Genomic DNA, 20,951 nt, shown 5'->3' on the forward strand with positions numbered 1-20,951 from the left:
ATCACGCCGCGAGAACATGCCCGCGAAACTGCTCCCGGAGCGCGGTCTTGAGGAGCTTGCCCGTCGCAGTGTGCGGCAGTTCGTCGATGAAGACGACGTCGTCGGGCATCCACCATTTGGCGATGCGCCCGGTCAGATACGCGAGCATGTCGGCGCGGGTCACGCTTGCGCCGGGCTTGCGGACGACGATCAGCAGCGGTCGCTCGTCCCACTTCGGGTGTGGTACGCCGATCACCGCCGCCTCGAGCACCCCGGGGCAGCCGACCGCTGCGTTCTCGAGCTCGATCGAGCTGATCCATTCGCCGCCCGACTTGATGACGTCCTTCGACCGGTCGACGATCGCCATATAGCCGAAGCGATCGATCGTCGCGACGTCGCCGGTGTCGAACCAGCCCTCGGCGTCGGTCACCTGCCCACCGTCGCCGCGGAAATAGGTCGCGACGGTCCACGGCCCGCGCACGAGCAACCGTCCGAAGCTGGTGCCGTCGCGCGGGCAATCGGCGTTGGCGTCGTCGACGACTTTCATCTCGACCCCGAACAGCGCCCGCCCCTGCTTCATCCGCGCGGCGAGGTCGGCTTCATCGCCCTGCGCGACGATCTCGGGGGTTGGCGCGCCCACGCTGCCGACCGGCGACATCTCGGTCATCCCCCATAGATGACTGACGGTAACCCCGCGCGCGGCGAACGCCTCGATCATCGACCGCGGCACCGCCGATCCACCGATCGCCAGCCGGTCGAGCTTGCCCAGCCCGAGGCCGCTGGCATCGAGATAGTGGAGCATCGTCAGCCAGATCGTCGGCACCGCGAGCGCGAAATCGACATCCTCGGCAACGATCAGCCGCTGGAGCGTCGCCCCGTCGAAGTGCGGCCCGGCGAGCACCAGCTTCGCGCCCGCGACGGCCGAGGCGTACGGAATGCTCCACGCGCTGGCGTGGTAGATCGGCGATACCGGCAGGGCGACTGTCCGCGCGCCGATCGCAAAGGCGTCGGCGGTGCACGCCGCCATCGCGTGAAGGACGGTCGAGCGGTGGCTGTATAGCACGCCCTTGGGATTGCCCGTGGTCCCGCTGGTGTAGCACAGCCCCGCCGGCGCGTTCTCCTCGCGCGCCACCCAGGCGAAGTCAGGGTCCGCGGCACTGCCAAGCTCCTCGTAGCACATCAGGTCGAGGCTCGACTCGGGCATGTGCGCGCGATCGGTTAGGACGACGAAATGTTCGATCGTCTCCAATCGCGGCGCGATTCGCTCGACCAGCGCGATAAAGCTGAGGTCGAACAGCAGGACGCGGTCGGCGGCGTGGTTGGCGATGAAGACGATCTGGTCGTCGAACAGCCGCGGGTTGATCGTGTGCGCGACCCCGCCCATGCCGGCAATGCCGTACAGGCATTCGACGTGGCGGTGCGTATTCCACGCCAGCGTCGCGATCCGGTCGTCGGGTCGCATTCCAAGCGCTGTCAGTCCGGCGGCGAGGCGGCGGGCACGATCGCGCACTTCCGCCCAGTTGGTCCGATGCTCGCCTCCTTCGACGAGCAGACTGACGATCTCACGCTGCGGATGATTGACCGCGGCATGATCGATCAAGCGTCCGAGCGTCAACGGCCAGTCCTGCATCGCGCCGATCATCGAGCGTCTCCTTGAAGCGGCACGCTATCAGCGCGCCGGTGCCCCCGCAAACCGGCTTGACATCATGGAACATATGAGGAACATTACACCTCTAACAGGGAGATGGGCAATGATCGCTGTTCTAATTTGTTCGATCGTCAACTCGGCGCTGATTGTCGGGTTGCTTGGGGGTATCGTGGTTGGGTTCATTCGGGCGCGGGTCGCCATCGCGGCGGCGCTGTTCGACGATCCGCTTGCGTCCGCCGTCACTGCGCCGGTGGCACCGCTGCGAGCAGTGGCCGCCTGACCCGCCGTGCGGCGCGGATCCCGAACGGGATCGAGGCGCCATACGCTAGGCTGAGCAGCGACAGCGTCATCCACGGCACGGTGAACAAGGCTCCAGCAAACAGTCCGATGCCGAGCAGCGCAACCAGACGCCATTCGGGGCGAAGCCGGGTCGAACCCCAGCTAAAGGTCGGCAGGCTCGATGCCATCATCACCGCGACGGCGATCATCACCACCGCGCTGATTCCGGCACGGACGTAAAGCGAGAGCTGCGGATCGTTCGGGGCCACCGCCGCTAGCCATGGCCCGAGCCACAGCCAGACGAAGATCGGGCTGAGCGCGAGTCCGGCCCCGACCGGGGCAGGTACCCCGATCAGATAACCGGCGCGCTTGACCGCGGGATCGGTCGCGCCGATCCCGGCATTGAACCGCGCCAGTCGCAGCGCACACGTCACCGCATGCGCGAGCGCGACGATCCAGCCGAACGCCGGGAGGAACTGGAGCGCCCACAGATACATGATCAGCGCCGGGGCGACGCCGAAGGCGATGACGTCGGACAGCGAGTCGAGTTCGGCCCCAAAGCGGCTCGTGCCCTTGAGCAACCGTGCAATCCGCCCGTCGATCCCGTCGAGGACACCCGCAACGACGACCGCCGCGACCGCCTTCTCCCACTCTCCGGCAATGCCGAAGCGCACGCCGGTCAGTCCAAAGCACAACGCCAGTACGGTCACGGCGTTGGGGATCAACGCCCGGATCGGAATGACCCGGCCGAAACGGCGGGGCTCGATCAACAGGTCACCCTCGGGTCCAGCCCGGCATCATTGCGTCACACCGATGGTGACTTCGGCGAGGTCGCGGCGCGCGAGCACGGTCTCGCCCGCAACGCAGCGCTGCCCCGGCAGGACCTGGCACTGATAACCCGCTGGCAAATAGACATCGACCCGGCTGCCGAAACGGATCAGCCCGACGCGCTGCCCGGCGACGACCGAATCGCCCGGCTGGACGAAGCGCATGATCCGTCGCGCCACGAGCCCGGCGATCTGCGTGAAGCCGACCCGCGTTCCATCTGCGGCCTCGACGATGAAATACTGGCGCTCGTTGTCGTCCGACGCCTTGTCGAGGTCGGCGTTGAGGAATTTGCCCGGAACATACGTCACGCGGCTGACCGTGCCGCTGATCGGTGTGCGATTAATATGAACATCGAATACGTTCATGAACACCGACACGCGCTTGACCATCGTCGTGCCAAGGCCGCCGTCGCCGTCGAGCTGCCGCGGGATCGCGACGTCGGCGACCATGCAGACCATGCCGTCGGCGGGCGAGATGATCAGCCCCTCGCCCTGCGGTGTCGTCCGCTCGGGATCGCGAAAGAACAGCGCGACCCATGCCGTTACCCCGGCCATCAGCCAGCCGCCGGTCGTCCAGTGCAGCGCGAAGCCGAGAAGCAACGTGACGACCGCCGCCGCCCCGACGAACTTGCGCCCCTCGGGATGCATTGGGGGGAGGTGGTATTTTGCCGTCGCCGGCAGGTTCGGCGTCTCTGTCGTAAGCATCTAACTCACCTAGTCCGAAGCAAGCGCGCTGACAACGACGACGCGGCTTGCTAAGCGACGCAATGACCATCGGTTCGCTCTGCCTGTTCTGCGGTTCGATGCCGGGGGTCGACCCTGCGGCAGCCGAACTCGCTGCCGGTTTCGGCGCGTTTTGCGCCGAACGCGGGCTGACGCTGGTCTATGGCGGCGGCACCTTCGGCCTGATGGGGATCGCTGCCCGCGCAGCGCTCGCGGGCGGCACCGAGGTCATCGGCATCATCCCGGCGGCGCTCGAAGCACGCGAGGTCGCGCAGCCGGGCCTGTCCGAATTGATCGTCACCGCGACGCTGCACGAGCGCAAGGCGCTGATGTTCGCGAAATCGGACGCGATCGTCGTCCTGCCCGGCGGCATCGGCACGATGGACGAATTGTTCGAGGTAATGACGTGGCGCAATCTCGGCCTCCACACGAAGCCGATCTTCCTGCTCGGCGGCCGCTTCTGGCAACCGTTCCTCGGCCTGCTGGGCCACCTCGATCGCGCCGGGTTCGCCTATCCGGGACTGTTCGCGCTCGTCGAAACGGTCGACCTCGTCGGCCTCGCCGCGTTCGTCGACCGTTGACCCGCGCCGCGCAAGCCCCCTACACGGTGCCGACCAGAACGAGGACGCTATGTCAAAGATCAAGGTGAAGAACCCCGTCGTCGAGCTCGACGGCGACGAAATGACCCGGATCATCTGGCAATGGATCCGCGAACAGCTGATTTTGCCGTATCTCGACGTCGACCTGATCTATTTCGACCTGTCGATCGAGAACCGCGACGCCACCGACGACCGTGTTACCGTCCAGTCGGCGAATGCGATCAAGCAGCACGGCGTCGGCGTCAAATGCGCGACGATCACCCCCGACGAAGCGCGCGTCACCGAATTCAACCTGAAAAAGATGTGGAAGTCGCCGAACGGGACGATCCGCAACATCCTTGGCGGCGTCGTCTTCCGCGAGCCGATCGTCATTCCGTCGGTGCCCCGCCTCGTTCCTGGCTGGACCAGCCCGATCGTCGTCGGCCGCCACGCTTTCGGTGACCAGTATCGCGCGACCGACTTCCTCGTCCCTGGCCCCGGCACGCTGGTAATGAAATTCACCGGCGAAGACGGCCAAGTCATCGAACACGAGGTCTTCCAATATCCCAGCGCGGGCGTGGCGATGGGCATGTACAACCTCGATGACTCGATTCGCGACTTCGCGCGTGCGTGCCTCGCCTACGGCGTCGCCCGGAAATGGCCGGTTTATCTGTCGACCAAGAACACGATCCTCAAGGCATATGACGGCCGCTTCAAGGACCTGTTCGAGGAAACTTATGTCGCCGAGTTCAAGGACAAGTACGCCAAGCTTGGCATCGTCTACGAACATCGCCTGATCGACGATCTCGTCGCCTCGGCGCTCAAATGGTCGGGCAATTTCATCTGGGCGTGCAAGAATTACGACGGCGACGTCCAGTCGGACATGGTCGCGCAGGGGTTCGGCTCGCTCGGCCTGATGACCAGCGTCCTGCTCACTCCCGATGGCCAGACCGTCGAGGCCGAGGCGGCGCATGGCACCGTCACCCGCCATTATCGGATGCACCAGCAGGGCAAGCCGACGTCAACCAATCCGATCGCATCGATCTTTGCGTGGACGGGTGGCCTCAAGCATCGCGGCAAGCTCGACAGCACCCCTGAAGTGACGCACTTCGCCGAGACGCTCGAGCGCGTCTGCGTCGAAACCGTCGAGGCGGGCGCAATGACTAAGGATCTCGCGATCCTGATCGGACCCGATCAGGCGTGGATGACGACCGAACAGTTCTTCGAGGCGGTTCGCAAGAACCTCGACGCGGCGATGGCGGCACCGGTCGCCGGCTAGTCGAACCGTCGTCCGAAACGCCGTCATCTTGGTCGGCGGTCGGGCGAAGAACGGCGAAGGCGGATCGCCGGCCGAGCGAAACTGCGCGATGAGGGGGGCTTCGACGATGCTGTCCGGGCTCCAGTGAACCGTTTCGACCGGCGTAGCCGCCTGCTCGCCGCCGCGTTGGCGGCACTTGCCGGCTACGTCGACGCGATCGGATTTCTGACACTCGGCGGCTTTTTCACGTCGTTCATGAGCGGGAACTCGACGCGGTTGGCGATCGGGATCGCAAACCAAACCTCCGCCGCACCGCTCGCCGCCGGGTTGATCTCGACATTTGTTATCGGAGTCGTCGCCGGATCGTATGTCGGGGTTCGCGCCAAGGTTCATCGCGCCCGGATGGTACTAGCGTTCGTCGCGCTGCTTCTCGCTGTCGCCGCCGCGTTTGGTATCGCCGGATCGACCAAGGGCGCAACAATCGCGATGGTCCTCGCCATGGGCGCGGAAAATGCCGTGTTCGAGCGCGACGGCGAGGTCGTCGGGCTGACGTACATGACCGGGACGCTGGTCAAGCTCGGCCAACGCCTAACGACGACGTTACTTGGCGGCCCGCGCTTCGCCTGGGCACCCTATCTGTTGCTCTGGCTCGGACTCGTGAGCGGCGCCGTGACCGGGGCGTTGGTCTTTCCGCTCCTCGGCCTCGGCGCACTCTGGCCCGCGGCCGCGGCGGCGCTGGGTTTCGCGGTGATCGCCTCGCGGATTTAAGCCGCTGCAGCGACCCCGGTCAGTGCGGCACGGACCGCGTCGATCGCGGCACTCGCGCGTGCGCCATCGGGCCCGCCGGCCTGCGCCATGTCGGGACGACCGCCGCCGCCCTGACCGCCGATTGCAGCGGCTGCTATCCGAACAAGGTCGACTGCATTGTGGTGCAAAACCTGGTCTTCGGTAACGCCGACCGCAACGGTGGCGCGTCCGTCGTTGACCGCGACGAGCACGACGATGCCGCTCGCGATCTGCTTTTTTGCGTCATCGACAAGGCCGCGCAGGTTCTTGGCATCGAGGCCGGGGATGACCTGGCCGATGAAGCCGGTGCCGCCGACCTGCTCGGACACCGCGCCCTCCGACTTGCCGCCGCCGAGCGCGCTCGCCCGTCGCGCGTCGGTGAGTTCGCGCTCAAGGCGGCGTCGGTCTTCGATCAGGGCGGCGATCCGCGTGGAGACTTCATCAGGCCGCGATTTCAGCAGCGTCGCCGCAGTCTTGAGCTGATTTTCCTGTTCGGTAAGGAAGACGCGCGCGGCCTCGCCGGTCAGCGCCTCGATCCGTCGCACGCCGCTTGCCACCGCGCCTTCGCTGACGATTTTGAACAGTCCGATCTCGCCGAGCGCGGCGACGTGGGTCCCGCCGCAAAGCTCGGTCGAGTAATTGGCCTCGCCAGCGAGTCCCATGCTCAGGACCCGAACTTCCTCACCGTATTTCTCACCGAACAGCGCCATTGCCCCGGCGGCGATCGCCGCGTCAGGGGACATCAGTCGTGTCGACACCGTGGTATTCTCGCGGATGTGCCGGTTGACGTCGGCTTCAACCGTGGTGAGTTCTTCGCGAGTCAGCGCGCGGGTCTGGCTGAAGTCGAAGCGCAGCCGGTCGGGAGCGACGAGCGATCCCTTTTGCGTGACATGGTCGCCGAGCCTCTCGCGCAGCGCAGCGTGGAGCAAATGCGTCGCGGAGTGATTGGCGCGTAGCTGCGCGCGGCGGTCGTGGTCGATCGCCAGCGTGACGGTTTCGCCGACCGCAACCGATCCGGTGTCGATGGTGCCAAGGTGAACGTGAAGCTTGCCGAGCTGCTTCGACGTGTCCTCGACGGTCATTTTGACCGTGTCGCTGCCGATCGTGCCCGCGTCACCCGCCTGCCCGCCCGATTCAGCATAGAATGGCGTCTGATTCGTCACGATCGCCACCTTGTCGCCCGCGGTAGTCGAGGTGACGCGAACGCCGTCCTTGACGATCGCAACGATCTGGCCTTGAGCGGAATCGGTCGAATAGCCGGTGAACTCGGTCGCACCGCTTTCGTCGAGGATGTCGAACCACACCGTCGCCGATGCCGTCTGGCCCGAGCCGGTCCATGCCGCGCGTGCCGCGCGACGTTGTTCCGCCATCGCGGTGTCGAAGCCGGCGCGATCGACGACGATTTCCTGCGCGCGTAACGCATCCTCGGTCAGGTCGTAGGGGAAGCCAAAGGTATCGTAGAGCTTGAACGCGACATCACCCGGGAGCGTGTCGCCGGGTCGGAGCGTCGCAGTTGCCTCGCCGAGCAAACGCAGACCGTTGCTGAGCGTCGAACGGAACCGCGTTTCCTCGAGCTCGAGCGTCGCTTCGATCAGCGACTGGGCGCGGATCAATTCGGGAAAAGCGACCCCCATTTCGGCGACGAGCGCAGGAACGAGACGATGCATCAACGGATCACGCGCGCCGAGCAGCTGGGCGTGGCGCATCGCCCGGCGCATGATCCGGCGAAGGACATAGCCCCGTCCGTCGGCGGCAGGAAGCACACCGTCGGCGATCAGGAAGCAGCTCGCGCGGAGGTGGTCGGCGATGACCCGGTGCGAGACGCGGCTGTCGGGCGTCGACGACGACACCCCGGTGTCCCGGCCAATCTGCTCGCGGCTGGCATCGATCAGGTTGCGGAAGGTATCGGTTTCGTAATTGTCGTGGACGCCCTGCAGCACGGCGGCGATCCGCTCAAGCCCCATCCCGGTGTCGATCGAAGGGCGCGGCAGGTCGAGGCGGGTCGCCGCATCGACCTGCTCGTACTGCATGAAGACGAGGTTCCAGATTTCGACGAAGCGATCGCCGTCCTCGTCGGGCGATCCCGGCGGACCACCCGGAATATGCGCGCCGTGATCGAAGAAGATCTCGCTGCACGGTCCGCACGGGCCGGTGTCGCCCATCGACCAGAAATTATCGTTGGTCGCGATGCGGATGATCCGATCGTCGGGCAGCCCGGCAATCCGCTTCCACAGATCGAAGGCTTCGTCGTCGGTGTGGTAGACGGTGACGGTCAGCCGGTTCGGATCGATGCCCCAGTCGCGGGTCAGCAGCGTCCATGCATGCTCGATCGCCTGCGCCTTGAAATACTCGCCGAACGAAAAATTACCGAGCATCTCGAAAAATGTGTGGTGACGAGCGGTGTAGCCGACGTTGTCGAGGTCGTTGTGCTTGCCCCCGGCGCGGACACACTTCTGGGACGAGGTGGCCAAGACGTAAGGCCGCCGCTCCTGGCCGGTGAAGACGTTCTTGAACGGCACCATGCCCGCATTGACGAACATCAGCGTCGGGTCGTTCTGCGGCACCAGCGGTGCCGAGGGGACGATACGGTGGCCGGTGTTACCGAAATAGTCGAGAAACGAGCGCCGGATTTCGTTGGTGGTAATCATGCGCCGAACCTAGGCGAGCGAGCCGCGCATCTCAAGCGCGGCACGCTCGCCCGACATCTCACATTTCGTCGTCACCCGTGTCGTCGTCGGCCGACAGGCCAACCATCAAAGCTTCCCCGATGCCAGCCGCGTTGTCGCGCACGGCCTTCTCGATCCGGTCGCGAATGTCGGGGTTTTCCTTGAGGAACTTCTTCGAATTCTCGCGGCCCTGACCGATCCTGATCGAGTCGTAGCTGAACCACGCCCCCGACTTCTCGACGACGCCCGCCTTGACGCCGAGATCGAGGATCTCGCCAATCTTCGAAATGCCCTCGCCATACATGATGTCGAATTCGACCTGCTTGAACGGCGGCGACACCTTGTTCTTGACGACCTTCACCCGCGTGGTGTTGCCGACGACTTCGTCGCGATCCTTGATCTGGCCGGTGCGGCGGATGTCGAGGCGGACGCTGGCATAGAATTTGAGCGCGTTGCCGCCGGTCGTCGTCTCCGGATTGCCGTACATCACGCCGATCTTCATCCGCAGCTGGTTGATGAAGATGACGATGCAGCGCGAGCGGCTGATCGACCCGGTCAGCTTGCGCAGCGACTGGCTCATCAATCGCGCCTGGAGACCGACATGGCTGTCGCCCATCTCGCCTTCGATTTCGGCGCGGGGAACGAGGGCGGCGACCGAATCGATCACCAGCACGTCGATCGCATTCGACCGGACGAGCGTATCGACGATCTCGAGCGCCTGCTCACCGGTGTCGGGCTGCGACACGATCAGTTCGTCGATGTTGACGCCGAGCTTCTTGGCATAGGCCGGATCGAGCGCGTGTTCAGCGTCGACGAAGGCCGCGGTCCCGCCATTCTTCTGCGCCTCGGCGATCGCGTGCAGCGCGAGCGTCGTCTTGCCCGAGCTCTCGGGGCCATAAATCTCGATGACGCGGCCGCGGGGCAGGCCGCCGATGCCGAGCGCGATATCGAGGCCGAGCGAACCCGTCGGGCTGCTCTCGATCTCCATCGTGGCGCGCGAGCCGAGCTTCATCACCGAGCCCTTGCCGAAGGCGCGATCAATCTGTGCCAGCGCTGCTTCCAGCGCCTTTGCCTTGTCCATGTCGCCCCCAACCACTTTCAGCGCCGCCGCCATCACCCGTCTCCCTGCCGTATCCAGGGCCGAGCCGTACCATGTCTGTTCTACAAGAACAAGTCGTGAACTATGCGAGTTCGCCGAGTGCCGTCTCGACGGCCTGCACCGCGTACGGCTTTTCGAGAACGGGCGCACTCGCGAAGCGCGACGGCAGTGAATCGCGGTGCGATCCGGTCGCGAAGATGATCGCCACCCCGCTCTCCTGCAGCTTGTCGGCAAGCGGAAAGACCGGGTCGTTCCCAAGATTGACGTCGAGAATGGCGAGATCGAACCCGCCCGCTGCAATGGCGGCGTCGGCCTCGGCGTATGTCGATGGGGTGCCGACGACCCGATGTCCGAGCAGGTCGAGCACGTCCTCGAGCACCATGGCGATCAGGACCTCGTCTTCGACGATGAGGACGCGGCGTGATCCTGTCGCCTGCGATTGCGCCTGTGCTGCGGTATTCATGGCAAAACTACAGTTTGGTTCACGCTAAGCACCGATAGAAGGAGGCAGGGGCATGTCAAGCGGGACCGCGGCAAGCGCGGTATGGACCGCGTCGAGCAGATCTTCGACCGAAAAGGGCTTCGGCAGGAAGACGACGCCGGCGCGAACCAGCGCCCGCCGCTGCGGCGGTTCGGCATAGCCCGACATCAAGACGACCGGCAGAGCCGGGCAACGCGCCCGGGCGCGACGGAGCAGATCGACACCGTCCATTCCCGGCATGACGACATCGGAAACGAGCAGGTCGATCAGCGTCTCCCCCTGCTCGATCAGATCGAGCGCGGTCGACGCATCGCCGAGCGCAATGACCCCGAGACCATGGCGACGCAGCGCCCGTTCGACGACGAGCCGGACGGCGCGGTCGTCTTCGACGAGAAGCACCGTCCCCATCAGCGGCGGACGCTGTCGCGGCCGTTGCGCGACGGGCACCACCGCTGGCGCCGCGCTTGCCGGCAGATAGACGACGAAACACGTCCCGCCTTCGGCGACCGGCTCGGCGAAGACGAAACCGCCGGTTTGTTTGACGATGCCATAAACCGTCGACAGACCAAGCCCTGTCCCCTGCCCGACCGGCTTGGTCGTGAAGAACGGCTCGAAGATTTTCGCGGCGATCTCGGGCGGAATGCCGGTCCCGGTGTCGCTGACCGAAATCGCAACAAGATCGATCGTCGGGATGATGCGGTGGCCCAGACCGGGCACTTCGGCCGCCGGGACGCCGCGGATCGTGATCGTCAGCCGTCCCTTGGCGCTCATCGCATCACGCGCGTTGACCGACAGGTTGACCAGAACCTGCTCGAGCTGGCCCGGGTCGGCGCGAACCGCTCCCGCACCGCCATGGTTGACGACGATGAGGTCGACATCGGGGCCGACGAGCCGCCGTAGCAACGGCTTCAAAGCGTCGATGACACTCGCGACATCGAGCACCTGCGGACGCAGCGTCTGCTGGCGGGCAAAAGCGAGCAGCTGGCGGACGAGGTTGGCTGCCCGGTTGCCGTTCTGGCGAACCTGATCGATGTCCTCGAAGTCGGGTGTGCCTTCCGGATGCCGGTCGAGCAGCTGGTCGCACAGGCCGAGAATGGCGGTGAGGATATTGTTGAAGTCGTGCGCGATGCCGCCGGCCAGCTGGCCGACCGCCTGCATCTTCGTCGCCTGCGCGACCTGTTGCTCGAGGCGGACCTGCTCGCGGATATCGCGGACCGCGATCAGCGCCGCGAATCCCCAGTTGGCGGGCGCGGGCGCGAGGGTCACGACGACGGTCTCGTCGGGACGCGCCGCGAGGCGGAGCCGCACTTCCTGCCCGTCGACCGTCCCGTCGAGAACCTGGACGATCGCCTTGGCGAGCTGTGCCCGGTCGTCCTCGACCGCGAGCGCGAGGATGCCGTCGCCGCTCGTGCAATCGCTGCCGACGGTTTCGTTGAACACCGCATTCGTCTGGATGCACTGGCCGCCGCCGTCGAGCAGCGCCAACCCGAGCGGGAGGATATTCATGACACGGAGCGCGCCTAGCGTCGCCCCGATGCTGAATGGAGGAGGGTAATCAACTATAGCGCTGTTCCAGCCACGGGTCGGCGATGTTGTGGTAGCCGCGTGTCTCCCAGAAACCGGGATGGTCGGCGGCGACGAACTCGATCGCCTTTAGCCACTTCGCCGACTTCCACAAATAGTAACGCGGAATGATGACGCGGACCGGCCCGCCATGTTCGCGGGTAATCGGCTTGCCGTCGTGGCTGTGCGCGAGGAGGCAGTCGTCATCGACAAAGTCGGCGAGGCGCAGGTTGGTCACGTAGCCATCATAGCCGTGAAGGACGACGTGCGCGGCTTCGGGCGTTGGCCGGACGACGTCGATCAGATGCCGCGTCGACACGCCCTGCCAGCGATTGTCGTAGCGTGACCATGACGTCACGCAGTGGATGTCCGAAGTATCCTGGAACTGCGGCTCGGCCATCAAAGCGGCGAAGTTCCATGTCACCGGCGTCTCGACAAGCCCGCCGACAGTCAGTTCCCACTGATCGCGCGGCACGTCGGGCTGGATACCCAGATCGAGCACCGGCCAGTTGTCGGTGAGCCGCTGCCCCGGCGGCAGGCGGTCGGTGGCGGGATCGGCGTCCTTGCCCGTCAGCAGCCTCCCGGCGCGCGCCCACGCCTGCTTCGACGCGACAAGCTTGTCGCGAAAGCCGGGCTCGGCGGTGATGTCGTCGTCGGCCATCGTCACCCTCGCTCGCGCATGATCCGCGCTGCGTCACGCTTCCAGTCGCGCGTCTTCTCGGTCTCGCGCTTGTCGTGGAGTTTCTTGCCCTTGGCGAGCGCGAGTTCGACCTTGGCGCGGCCGCGGTCGTTGAAATAGATCATCAGCGGGATGACCGTCATCCCCTGCCGCGTCACCGCGCCGTTGAACTTGCTGATCTGCTTGGCGTGCATGAGCAATTTGCGCGGGCGCTTTGGCTCGTGGTTGTTGCGGTTGCCGTGGCTGAACTCGGGGATGTTGGCGTTGACCAGCCACATCTGGCCGTCCTTCAATTCGGCGTACGACTCGGCGATCGAGCCTTCACCCTGCCGCAGTGCCTTGACCTCGGTCCCGGCAAGCGCGATCCCCGCCTCGACGACCTCGTCGATGAAGAATTCGTACCGCGCCTTGCGGTTCTCGGCGACGATCTTGGCCTTGATGCCGGTGTTGACGAAAGCTCGCGCCATCAGACGAGCCCTGCATGGGCGAGCGCCGCATCGACGCGGGCGCGCGCGGCGGGCGACGGCGGGGTGATCGGCAGGCGGGTGGCGATGCTCATGCGGCCGAGGCGTTCGAGCGCGTACTTCGTCGGTCCGGGACTCGCATCGCTGAACAGCGCGTCGTGGAGCGGGTAGAGCCGGTCCTGCAGCGCCAGTGCGGCAGCGTAATCCCCGGCGGCGCAGGCGGCCTGGAACTGCGCGCAGAGGTCGGGTGCGACATTGGCGGTTACCGAGATGCATCCCACGCCGCCCATCGCCATGTAGCCGAGCGCGGTCTCGTCGTTGCCCGACAATTGGCAGAAGTCGTCGCCGCACGCCGCGCGTTGCGCCGAGACCCGGCCGAGATTGCCGGTCGCATCCTTGACCCCGATGATGCCGGGCAGTTTCGCCAGCGTCGCCATCGTCTCGACCGACATGTCGACGACCGAGCGGCCGGGGATGTTGTAGATGATGATCGGCAGGTCGCAGCCCTCGGCGAGCGCGGTGAAGTGCGCGATCAACCCCGCCTGGCTCGGCTTGTTGTAATAGGGGCAGACGACGAGCGCGGCATCGGCACCGACGTGCTTGGCGTGGCGCATGTGGATCAGCGCGGTCGCGGTGTCGTTCGATCCGCAGCCGGCGATGACGGGCACGCGGCCGCCTGCTGCCTCGACCGTAAGCGCGATGACGCGGTTGTGCTCGTCGATTGTCAGCGTCGCCGATTCGCCGGTGGTGCCGCACGGCACCAGCGCGGTCGAGCCGCTCGCGACCTGCCAGTCGACGAAGCTGGCGAACGCCGTTTCGTCGACTTTGCCGTCCTTGAACGGGGTCACCAGCGCCGGAATCGATCCGTTAAACATGCCTTGCCTTCCGCCGCGCCGCTCGACCGTCTAGTCAGGCGCGGATGAGTATCTCAATGCGTGATATGGAGCCAAGGCGCGGCTTCCGCAAACTCCGCTGGATCGGGGTTGCGATCCTGATGGCGGCATCGACCGCGGCGGCGGCACTGAGCCCCGCAGTGAGGGCGTATTACACCGCCCGGCTGGCCGAGACTGCGGCGGGGCGGTTCAACACCCTGCCGCTGTCGCCGATCGTCAACCCGGCGACCGACCCGCTGATGGACGCCGTCGTCGTGTGGGACCGGCTGCGCCGCGACACCGGTCCGGCGAGCTTCGCCGAGATTTCCGCCTTCCTCCGGGCACACCCCGGCTGGCCGTCGGAGACGCTGCTCCGCCGCCGCGCCGAAAAGCTGATCGACGACCGCGTCGGCTTCCCCGAACGCATCGCCTTTTTCCGCGACTACCCGCCGTTGTCGTCACTGGCGAAGTTCCGCCTCGCCGAGGCGCAGCTCGTGGCGCGCGACGTCGCCTCGGCGAACGCCAATGCCCGCGCCGCGTGGGTCTCGGGCGGGCTCGATGCCGTCGCGGAGATCCAGCTGCAGAACGAGTTCGCCACCGCGCTGACCCCCGCCGACAATGTCGCGCGCCTCGACCGGCTGCTGTGGCGCGGCGAGACGACCGCCGCGGGCCGGATGCTCGGTCTCGTTCCGCCCGACGTCCGCGCGGTTGCGGCGGCGCGGATCGCGATGTTGACCGGCGTCGGTGCGAGCAGTGCGCTGGCGAGCCTGCCAGCGGCGGCCCGCAACGATCCCGGAGTGATCTACGCTCAGGCGACGTGGCTCAAGCGTACCGGCGACATGGCCGGCGCGCGGGCGGCGATGGCGACGTATGACGGCGCGCCGGGGCTGGTGACCGATCCCGAGCAGTGGCTCAAGCTGCGGCTCGAGCTTGCCCGCGCGGCGATGCGCGACGGCCAGTTCGACCTCGCCTACAAGATCGCCGATGGCCACCACGCCTTCGCGCTCGGCAAGCCGTTGAGCGAGCAGACGCTCGGCGAGCGGCAGGGCCTGATCGACAACGAGTGGCTGGCGGGTTGGATCGCGCTCCGCCGCCTCAACCAGCCGGCGATGGCGCTGACCCACTTCGAGCGCGTCCGCGATGCCGCGCTGACTCCCGTCAGCCAGGCACGCGGCGATTACTGGTCGGGCCGCGCCGCTGAAGCGGCGGCCAACCCCGACGCAAGGGTCTATTACGCCGCTGCCGCGACTCACGCCGATTATTACTACGGCCAGCTCGCCGCCGAGCACATCGCCCCGACGCTGAGCCTCCCCGCCGCAACTCCGGTCGCGGTCAGTCGCGAGGCGCGCGACAAGTTCAACGCCGACGAGCTCGTCCGGGTGACGCGCGCGCTCGGTGAGATCGGCGACCGGGCGCGGCAGACTTTGTTCATGAAGGCGCTCGTCGAACATGCCGAGACCCCCGAGCAGCAGCGCCTGCTCGCCGACCTCGGTGCCGCGCTCGACCGTCCCGACCTTGGCGTCCTGACCGGCAAGGCGGCGCGCTTGGGCGGCGAACTGGCGCTGCTCGACGTCGCCTACCCGTTGCTCAGCCTGCCGCCGACGCTTGCGGCCGATTTCACGATGGTCCACGCGATCGCCCGGCAGGAGACGCAGTTCGACCGCGCCGCGGTCAGTTCCGCCAACGCCCGCGGGCTGATGCAATTGCTCCCGGCGACCGCGTCGGAGCAGGCGGCCAAGCTCGGCCTGCCGTACTCGATGAGCCGCCTGACCGACGACCCGGTGTTCAACGTCACGCTCGGCGCGGCGTATTACGGGCGCATCCGCGACAATCTCGGCGGCAGCAACGTGCTTGCGGTCGCGGCGTACAACGCCGGGCCAGGCAACGTCCGCAAGTTCCTCGCGCTCAACGGCGATCCGCGCATCCCCGGCACCGACGTCGTCGACTGGGTCGAGCTGATCCCATTCAGCGAGACCCGCGACTATGTCCAGCGGGTGCTGGCGAACGCGGTGGTTTACGACCTGCTCCACCCGTCGACCGCGACGATGCCGGCGTCGAACCGGCTGAGCGCGTATCTGGGGAAGCGGACACCGGGGTGATAAAAGACGCTATTTCAACGGGTTGTGGCCCGATCGGATACAATCCGTCGACGATTGCCCACAGCAATCCAACGCTAAGTTCAAAATAAGTTCACACAAACGCATGTGTTTTTTCGCCTTCGCCTCTTCGGGGCGAACAAGAAACCAGCGATGAGAACGCACACATTTCCCGCCGCCCGGTGGCGGCTCGACTGGGGGCGGGCGTATCGCTTTTTCGGGGGTGTAGGACAGGGGAAAGTGCGTTTAGCAGCCCCACACTCTCAGTGTCATCCCGGCGAAGGCCGGGATCCACCGTCGTGCCAGGCGACGAAATCCGCATTGCGCACAACCGTGGCTCCCGGCCTTCGCCGGGATGACGACTTAACGGTTAGTTGTCGTGGCACTGGAGTCGGTTATTGCTGGGCCGCCCCTCTCCTCCCCGCCGCACCTAAACCTTAAGCGTAACACCCAGCGCCGCTTCCGCCAGCGCCCGCAACTCCGGCGAAACCGGCGGGTACGTCAAATCCACATCCTCGCCCAACGTCGCGATTACCGCCTCGATCGCGGCGATCCGCGCGGTCTTCTTGTCGTCGGCGGCGATCACCGTCCACGGCGCGTGCGGGGTCGACGTCTTGTCGAACATGTCCTCGTACGCCTCGCAATAAGCGTCGCGCATCGAGCGGTTATGGTAATCCTCAGGCCCGGTCTTCCACCGTTTGTACGGCGTCTCGAGCCGTTCGCGGAGCCGCTTGTCCTGCTCGCGCTGGGTGATGTGGAGGAAGATCTTGGCGATGCGCGTGCCGTCGGCGATCTGCTGCGCTTCGAAATCGTTGATCTCGTCGTAGCCGCGCTTCCAGTCGGGCTTGGGGGTCAGCTTGTCGACCCGCTCGACGAGGACGCGCCCGTACCATGTCCGGTCGAAGATCGCGATCTCGCGGCAGCCGGGCAGCTTCGCCCAGAAGCGCCACAGGAAATGGTGGTTGAGTTCGTCCTTGGTCGGGGTGCCGATCGACCAGACATCGCTATAGCGCTGGTCGAGCTCGGTCGTCATCCGCTGGATCAGCCCGCCCTTGCCCGCCGCGTCCCAGCCCTCGATCGCAACGATCCCGCGCAGGCCCTGCGTGATATACGCCGCCTGGATCAGCTGGAGCTTGTACTGAAGCGCGAGGAGTTGCGTGTCGTAGTCGGCGCGCTTGATCTCGGGCGTGCCCTCATAGTCCTTGAGGCGGATCTTGCTCATGGCTTGCCGACCGGCTCAACGGTGCGGATGTGCAGCTCGCGCAACGACTTCGCCGGGACTGCCGACGGCGCGTTCATCATCAGGTCCTCCGCCTTCTGGTTCATCGGGAAGACCACCACCTCGCGGATGTTCGGCTCGTCGGCGAGGAGCATGACGATGCGGTCGACGCCCGGGGCCGAGCCGCCGTGCGGCGGCGCGCCGAACTTAAACGCGTTGATCATGCCGGCGAAATCGCGATCGACGTCGGCCTGCGAGTAGCCGGCGATCTCGAACGCCTTGTACATGATCTCGGGGCGATGGTTGCGGATCGCGCCCGACGACAGTTCGACGCCGTTGCAGACGATGTCATACTGGTAGGCGAGGATGTCGAGCGGGTCCTTGGTCTCGAGCGCCTCGAGTTCGCCCTGCGGCATCGAGAACGGGTTGTGGCTGAAGTCGAGCTTCTTCGCGTCCTCGTCATACTCGAACATCGGGAAGTCGACGATCCAGCAGAACTTGTAGCACCCCTGCTCGACCAGCCCGAGGTCCTCGCCGACCTTGGTCCGCGCGAGGCCCGCAAGCTTGGCGGCCTTAAGCGGCTTGTCGGCGGCAAAGAACACGCCGTCATCGGGGCCGAGGCCGAGTTGCGCGACGATCGCGGCGACACGCTCGGGGCCGAGGTTCTTGGCGATCGGACCGCCCGGCTCGCCGCTCTTGAAGTTCATATAGCCCAAGCCCGCCCAACCCTCGGCACGCGCCCAGTCGTTCATGCCGTCGAAGAAGCTGCGCGCTTTGAGCCCTGCGCCGGGAGCCGGGACCGCGCGGACGACCGCCCCGCCCTCGATCATCCGGGCGAAGATGCCGAAGCCGCTGCCGCGGAAATGCTCGGTGACGTCTTGGATGATCAGCGGGTTACGGAGGTCGGGCTTGTCGTTGCCGTACTTCATCATCGAATCGGCGTAGGCAATGCGCGGGAACGGGGTATCGGTGACGGTCTTGGGCTTGCCGTCGACGAAGCCGGTGAACTCGACGAACACACCCGCCAGCACCGGCTCGATCGCTGCAAAGACATCGTCCTGCGTGACGAAGCTCATCTCGAAGTCGAGCTGGTAGAACTCGCCGGGCGAACGGTCGGCGCGCGCGTCCTCATCGCGGAAGCACGGCGCGATCTGGAAATAGCGGTCGAAGCCCGCGACCATCAGCAGCTGCTTGAACATCTGCGGCGCCTGCGGCAGCGCGTAGAACTTGCCCGGGTGGACGCGGCTCGGGACGAGGAAGTCGCGCGCGCCCTCGGGGCTGCTCGCGGTCAGGATCGGCGTCTGGAACTCGGTAAAGCCCTGGTCGATCATTCGGCGGCGCAGCGAGGCGATGACGTTCGAGCGCAGCATGATGTTGCGGTGGAGGCGTTCGCGGCGAAGGTCGAGGTAGCGGTACTTGAGGCGGATTTCCTCGGGGTAGTCGGCCTCGCCCGCGACCGGCAGCGGCAGCTCGTCGGCGCGCGACTGGACCGTGACCTCGCCAGCGCGAAGCTCGATCGCCCCGGTCGGCATCTTCGGGTTGACCGCTTCAGGGGCGCGCGCGACGACATCGCCGGTTATCGTGACCACGCTCTCGGCGCGCAGCTTGTCGAGGATGTCGAACGCCTCGGAGCCGGTGTTGGCGACGATCTGCGTCAGGCCGTAATGGTCGCGCAAGTCGACGAACAGCACGCCGCCGTGATCGCGCTTGCGGTGGACCCAGCCCGACAGGCGGGCGATCGTGCCGGCGTCCTCGGCGCGGAGCGCGGCGCAGGTGTGGGTGCGATAGGCGTGCATGGATGAACCGTTCGAACTGTGCGGTGAGCGACGGGGGTGACACACGCTGACGTCCGAATTGTCAAGGTGAGGCATCGTGCAGAGGGCGCGGCTTGGGCAACGGCAAGGACTTGTTGTTGGTCAGCGGCGGCGCGCTTCGGCAATCGTCACCAACCAAATGGAGACCCCGATGAAGCTCGTTCTCGCCGCCGCTGCCGTTGTCACCGCGCTCGCCGCCGCACCTGCCAATGCCGCGGCCGCGCCGCGGGTCAGCATCGCGACCCTCGACGACCTGCCCCAGCCGCTCCCCATCCCGTACGACACCGAAGCGGTCGGCAAGGTGCAGGTCGACGCGGCGCGCAAGCGGGCGAAGGCGAGCCACAAGCTGCTGCTGATCGACCTCGGCGGCAACTGGTGCCCCGACTGCCGCGTCCTCGCCGGGGTGATGGCGGTGCCCGAGGTTAAGGCATTCCTCAGCAAGCACTATGAGGTCGTGACGGTCGACATCGGCCGCCGCGACAAGAACCTCGACGTTGCCGAGGCGTACGGTGCCAGCGTCAAGGGCGTGCCGATGGTGATGATCGTCGATCCGGTGTCGGGCAAGACGCGCAATCCCGACCGCTACGCTGCGCTGTCGGACGCCCGCAACATGACCCCGCAGGCGCTCGCCGACTGGCTCGCACAATGGGCCGGCTGAGCGGAAGCACTCGACTGCGGCATCGCGGCACTTTACCCGTCGCTCACTGTACTTAGTTGAGCGGATGGGCATCGCGCCCGGTTAGGGACACGATGTCGAGCAGCACGCTGATTGGATTGATGACGACCGGCTTCGGGCTGATCACCGTCGCGGTGGTCGTTGCGGTGCTGTTCCACTTTCGCCGCCGCCCGATTGTCTGGCTGCTGGCGGCAAACGAGCGGCGCATCGCCTTCCACCGCAATTCGGTCGCGATGCTGTCGTCGGCGCTGACCAGCGCGCAGATCGAGGGCCGCCGCGCCGAGTTCGACCAGCTCGCCGAGCGCTACAAGACGCACGCCCGCGCCCTGTTGTCGCTCGATCCCAAGGCGACCGTTCTGCCCATGCCCGCGTTCGAGGCGCAGAATTAGGCGAGCTTTCGTGATCGGCCTTGCAGGCGACTTCGCGCAAAAGTGTCGGTGGACTTTACACATCCGACACACTGTCCTGCAGGTGCCAAGCCAAAGCCCTGCCATCCCATATCGTTACGGATATGGCACGAATATTGCTTCGTCTGCCGCGAGTCACAAAGGCTCGTAGACAGGGAATTTTCGATGGTTCGGACGATCGCGGTACTCGGCCTTTTGCTGGCCGGTTCGGCACATGCCGCAACTTTCGTCGTCCCGGCGAACTCGATCATCTTCGCGGCCGGCTTGACCACCCTCCCGGCGCTGCCCGGCGGCGGCGGATCGCTGCCGCCGTCGATCACGGTGTTCGCGGGCGAGAAGCTGCGGATTTCGGCCTTCGGCACGGTGACCCCGGCGATCGGGTCCGGTCTCGTCACCGATGCCGACGGCTTTGCGACCAACCCTGTCGCCGGCAGCGCTGTCGTGACCAACCCGACCGGAAGCGGCGTCGCCGACTATCTCGGTACGCGCTCGTTCGGGCTGCTCGGGACGTTTACTGGCGGCGCCTCGAATGCGGTCCTGAACATCGGCTCGAGCTTCACGATCGTCGTGCCGACCGGGGCGACCAAGCTCTACTTCGGCTTTGCCGATGGCTATGCGCTGACCGGCTCGGCGAGCTATTACAACGATAACGGCGGTTTCGTCACCGTGACCACTTCGGTCCCCGAACCCGCCGCATGGTCACTGATGATCGCCGGCTTTGCCTTGGCCGGAGCGGCGTTGCGGCAGCGGCGGGCGTCCGTCGCGGCGTGATCGTCGTCTTGCGCACGCCGGTCGCCAGGTCTTCGGCCCCGGCCGAGCGTGCGCGGGACGCCTCTA

General features: G+C 66.1%; 20 protein-coding genes. 8 read left to right on the forward strand and 12 right to left on the reverse strand.

Annotated features, from left to right (window positions below; all coding sequences use genetic code 11):
- Position 1 precedes the first annotated feature (1 nt).
- A complete protein-coding gene (locus KZX46_RS16055; RefSeq protein WP_219774814.1) occupies positions 2-1,621 on the reverse strand; it encodes a long-chain-fatty-acid--CoA ligase in 1,620 nt (539 codons plus the stop codon).
- Positions 1,622-1,730: 109 nt separating this feature from the next.
- Between KZX46_RS16055 and KZX46_RS16060 the strand changes: the two genes are divergently transcribed.
- Entirely contained in the window at positions 1,731-1,907 is a 177-nt protein-coding gene (locus tag KZX46_RS16060) for a hypothetical protein (protein ID WP_219774815.1), read from the forward strand.
- On the opposite strand, the gene KZX46_RS16065 is transcribed toward KZX46_RS16060, so the two are convergent.
- Both KZX46_RS16065 and KZX46_RS16070 read right to left on the reverse strand, forming a co-directional pair.
- Positions 1,867-2,676 (reverse strand): phosphatidylcholine/phosphatidylserine synthase, encoded by an 810-nt coding sequence (locus KZX46_RS16065; protein ID WP_226895998.1) that lies wholly within the window; start codon positions 2,674-2,676, stop codon positions 1,867-1,869. The genes KZX46_RS16060 and KZX46_RS16065 overlap by 41 nt on opposite strands.
- A gap of 27 nt (positions 2,677-2,703) precedes the next feature.
- Positions 2,704-3,438 carry a phosphatidylserine decarboxylase gene (locus KZX46_RS16070; protein WP_219774816.1) on the reverse strand — a complete coding sequence of 245 codons (735 nt, stop codon included), beginning with the start codon at positions 3,436-3,438 and terminating at the stop codon, positions 2,704-2,706.
- Positions 3,439-3,500: 62 nt separating this feature from the next.
- Here KZX46_RS16070 and KZX46_RS16075 point away from each other — a divergent pair, with 62 nt between their 5' ends.
- The 3 genes from KZX46_RS16075 to KZX46_RS16085 all read left to right on the forward strand — a co-directional run bounded on the left by KZX46_RS16075 (position 3,501) and on the right by KZX46_RS16085 (position 6,060).
- Positions 3,501-4,037 (forward strand): TIGR00730 family Rossman fold protein, encoded by a 537-nt coding sequence (locus tag KZX46_RS16075; protein ID WP_219774817.1) that lies wholly within the window; start codon positions 3,501-3,503, stop codon positions 4,035-4,037.
- 49 nt (positions 4,038-4,086) lie between these two features.
- Entirely contained in the window at positions 4,087-5,313 is a 1,227-nt protein-coding gene (locus KZX46_RS16080) for an NADP-dependent isocitrate dehydrogenase (RefSeq protein ID WP_219774818.1), read from the forward strand.
- Between the two features lie 123 nt (positions 5,314-5,436).
- Positions 5,437-6,060, forward strand: coding sequence for a YoaK family protein (locus KZX46_RS16085; protein ID WP_219774819.1), 624 nt, complete (start codon positions 5,437-5,439; stop codon positions 6,058-6,060).
- On the opposite strand, the gene alaS is transcribed toward KZX46_RS16085, so the two are convergent.
- The 7 genes from alaS to dapA all read right to left on the reverse strand — a co-directional run bounded on the left by alaS (position 6,057) and on the right by dapA (position 13,905).
- Complete coding sequence (alaS, locus tag KZX46_RS16090; RefSeq protein WP_219774820.1) at positions 6,057-8,726, reverse strand: alanine--tRNA ligase; 2,670 nt, start codon at positions 8,724-8,726, stop codon at positions 6,057-6,059. The genes KZX46_RS16085 and alaS overlap by 4 nt on opposite strands.
- 58 nt (positions 8,727-8,784) lie before the next feature.
- A complete protein-coding gene (recA, locus tag KZX46_RS16095; RefSeq protein ID WP_219774821.1) occupies positions 8,785-9,858 on the reverse strand; it encodes a recombinase RecA in 1,074 nt (357 codons plus the stop codon).
- Between the two features lie 67 nt (positions 9,859-9,925).
- Positions 9,926-10,306, reverse strand: a complete 381-nt coding sequence (locus KZX46_RS16100) for a response regulator (protein ID WP_219774822.1) — start codon at positions 10,304-10,306, stop codon at positions 9,926-9,928.
- Positions 10,307-10,330: 24 nt separating this feature from the next.
- Positions 10,331-11,830, reverse strand: a complete 1,500-nt coding sequence (locus tag KZX46_RS16105; protein ID WP_219774823.1) for an ATP-binding protein — start codon at positions 11,828-11,830, stop codon at positions 10,331-10,333.
- Positions 11,831-11,879: 49 nt separating this feature from the next.
- Positions 11,880-12,548 carry a sulfite oxidase-like oxidoreductase gene (locus tag KZX46_RS16110; protein WP_219774824.1) on the reverse strand — a complete coding sequence of 223 codons (669 nt, stop codon included), beginning with the start codon at positions 12,546-12,548 and terminating at the stop codon, positions 11,880-11,882.
- Positions 12,549-12,550: 2 nt separating this feature from the next.
- Positions 12,551-13,033 carry an SsrA-binding protein SmpB gene (gene smpB / locus KZX46_RS16115; protein ID WP_216707809.1) on the reverse strand — a complete coding sequence of 161 codons (483 nt, stop codon included), beginning with the start codon at positions 13,031-13,033 and terminating at the stop codon, positions 12,551-12,553.
- Positions 13,033-13,905, reverse strand: coding sequence for a 4-hydroxy-tetrahydrodipicolinate synthase (gene dapA / locus KZX46_RS16120; RefSeq protein ID WP_219774825.1), 873 nt, complete (start codon positions 13,903-13,905; stop codon positions 13,033-13,035). The genes smpB and dapA overlap by 1 nt, the downstream gene beginning before the upstream one ends.
- Before the next feature lie 56 nt (positions 13,906-13,961).
- Here dapA and KZX46_RS16125 point away from each other — a divergent pair, with 56 nt between their 5' ends.
- The gene (locus KZX46_RS16125; protein WP_219774826.1) at positions 13,962-16,001 is read left to right on the forward strand and encodes a lytic transglycosylase domain-containing protein; all 2,040 of its coding nucleotides are present in this window, start codon (positions 13,962-13,964) and stop codon (positions 15,999-16,001) included.
- Between the two features lie 427 nt (positions 16,002-16,428).
- On the opposite strand, the gene KZX46_RS16130 is transcribed toward KZX46_RS16125, so the two are convergent.
- Positions 16,429-17,220, reverse strand: coding sequence for a polyphosphate kinase 2 family protein (locus tag KZX46_RS16130; RefSeq protein WP_219774827.1), 792 nt, complete (start codon positions 17,218-17,220; stop codon positions 16,429-16,431).
- Positions 17,217-19,013 (reverse strand): aspartate--tRNA ligase, encoded by a 1,797-nt coding sequence (gene aspS, locus KZX46_RS16135; RefSeq protein WP_219774828.1) that lies wholly within the window; start codon positions 19,011-19,013, stop codon positions 17,217-17,219. The genes KZX46_RS16130 and aspS overlap by 4 nt, the downstream gene beginning before the upstream one ends.
- 169 nt (positions 19,014-19,182) lie before the next feature.
- Here aspS and KZX46_RS16140 point away from each other — a divergent pair, with 169 nt between their 5' ends.
- The 3 genes from KZX46_RS16140 to KZX46_RS16150 all read left to right on the forward strand — a co-directional run bounded on the left by KZX46_RS16140 (position 19,183) and on the right by KZX46_RS16150 (position 20,885).
- Positions 19,183-19,689 (forward strand): thioredoxin family protein, encoded by a 507-nt coding sequence (locus KZX46_RS16140; protein ID WP_219774829.1) that lies wholly within the window; start codon positions 19,183-19,185, stop codon positions 19,687-19,689.
- Between the two features lie 92 nt (positions 19,690-19,781).
- Positions 19,782-20,096, forward strand: coding sequence for a hypothetical protein (locus KZX46_RS16145; RefSeq protein WP_219774830.1), 315 nt, complete (start codon positions 19,782-19,784; stop codon positions 20,094-20,096).
- A 183-nt stretch (positions 20,097-20,279) separates the two neighbouring features.
- On the forward strand, positions 20,280-20,885 hold the full coding sequence (locus tag KZX46_RS16150; RefSeq protein ID WP_219774831.1) for a PEPxxWA-CTERM sorting domain-containing protein: 606 nt from the start codon (positions 20,280-20,282) through the stop codon (positions 20,883-20,885).
- The last annotated feature ends 66 nt before the right edge of the window (positions 20,886-20,951 follow it).

The sequence above is a fragment of the Polymorphobacter sp. PAMC 29334 genome (assembly GCF_019431245.1).
Classification (GTDB): Bacteria; Pseudomonadota; Alphaproteobacteria; order Sphingomonadales; family Sphingomonadaceae; genus Polymorphobacter_B; species Polymorphobacter_B megasporae.

Coding starts and splice junctions, on each gene's coding strand:
- KZX46_RS16055 (WP_219774814.1), bottom strand. CDS start 1,621: ATGATCGGCGCGATGCAGGACTGGCCGTTGACGCTCGGACGCTTGATC.
- KZX46_RS16060 (WP_219774815.1), top strand. CDS start 1,731: ATGATCGCTGTTCTAATTTGTTCGATCGTCAACTCGGCGCTGATTGTC.
- KZX46_RS16070 (WP_219774816.1), bottom strand. CDS start 3,438: ATGCTTACGACAGAGACGCCGAACCTGCCGGCGACGGCAAAATACCAC.
- KZX46_RS16075 (WP_219774817.1), top strand. CDS start 3,501: ATGACCATCGGTTCGCTCTGCCTGTTCTGCGGTTCGATGCCGGGGGTC.
- KZX46_RS16080 (WP_219774818.1), top strand. CDS start 4,087: ATGTCAAAGATCAAGGTGAAGAACCCCGTCGTCGAGCTCGACGGCGAC.
- alaS (WP_219774820.1), bottom strand. CDS start 8,726: ATGATTACCACCAACGAAATCCGGCGCTCGTTTCTCGACTATTTCGGT.
- recA (WP_219774821.1), bottom strand. CDS start 9,858: ATGGCGGCGGCGCTGAAAGTGGTTGGGGGCGACATGGACAAGGCAAAG.
- KZX46_RS16100 (WP_219774822.1), bottom strand. CDS start 10,306: ATGAATACCGCAGCACAGGCGCAATCGCAGGCGACAGGATCACGCCGC.
- KZX46_RS16105 (WP_219774823.1), bottom strand. CDS start 11,830: ATGAATATCCTCCCGCTCGGGTTGGCGCTGCTCGACGGCGGCGGCCAG.
- KZX46_RS16110 (WP_219774824.1), bottom strand. CDS start 12,548: ATGGCCGACGACGACATCACCGCCGAGCCCGGCTTTCGCGACAAGCTT.
- smpB (WP_216707809.1), bottom strand. CDS start 13,033: ATGGCGCGAGCTTTCGTCAACACCGGCATCAAGGCCAAGATCGTCGCC.
- dapA (WP_219774825.1), bottom strand. CDS start 13,905: ATGTTTAACGGATCGATTCCGGCGCTGGTGACCCCGTTCAAGGACGGC.
- KZX46_RS16125 (WP_219774826.1), top strand. CDS start 13,962: ATGCGTGATATGGAGCCAAGGCGCGGCTTCCGCAAACTCCGCTGGATC.
- KZX46_RS16130 (WP_219774827.1), bottom strand. CDS start 17,220: ATGAGCAAGATCCGCCTCAAGGACTATGAGGGCACGCCCGAGATCAAG.
- aspS (WP_219774828.1), bottom strand. CDS start 19,013: ATGCACGCCTATCGCACCCACACCTGCGCCGCGCTCCGCGCCGAGGAC.
- KZX46_RS16140 (WP_219774829.1), top strand. CDS start 19,183: ATGAAGCTCGTTCTCGCCGCCGCTGCCGTTGTCACCGCGCTCGCCGCC.
- KZX46_RS16145 (WP_219774830.1), top strand. CDS start 19,782: ATGTCGAGCAGCACGCTGATTGGATTGATGACGACCGGCTTCGGGCTG.
- KZX46_RS16150 (WP_219774831.1), top strand. CDS start 20,280: ATGGTTCGGACGATCGCGGTACTCGGCCTTTTGCTGGCCGGTTCGGCA.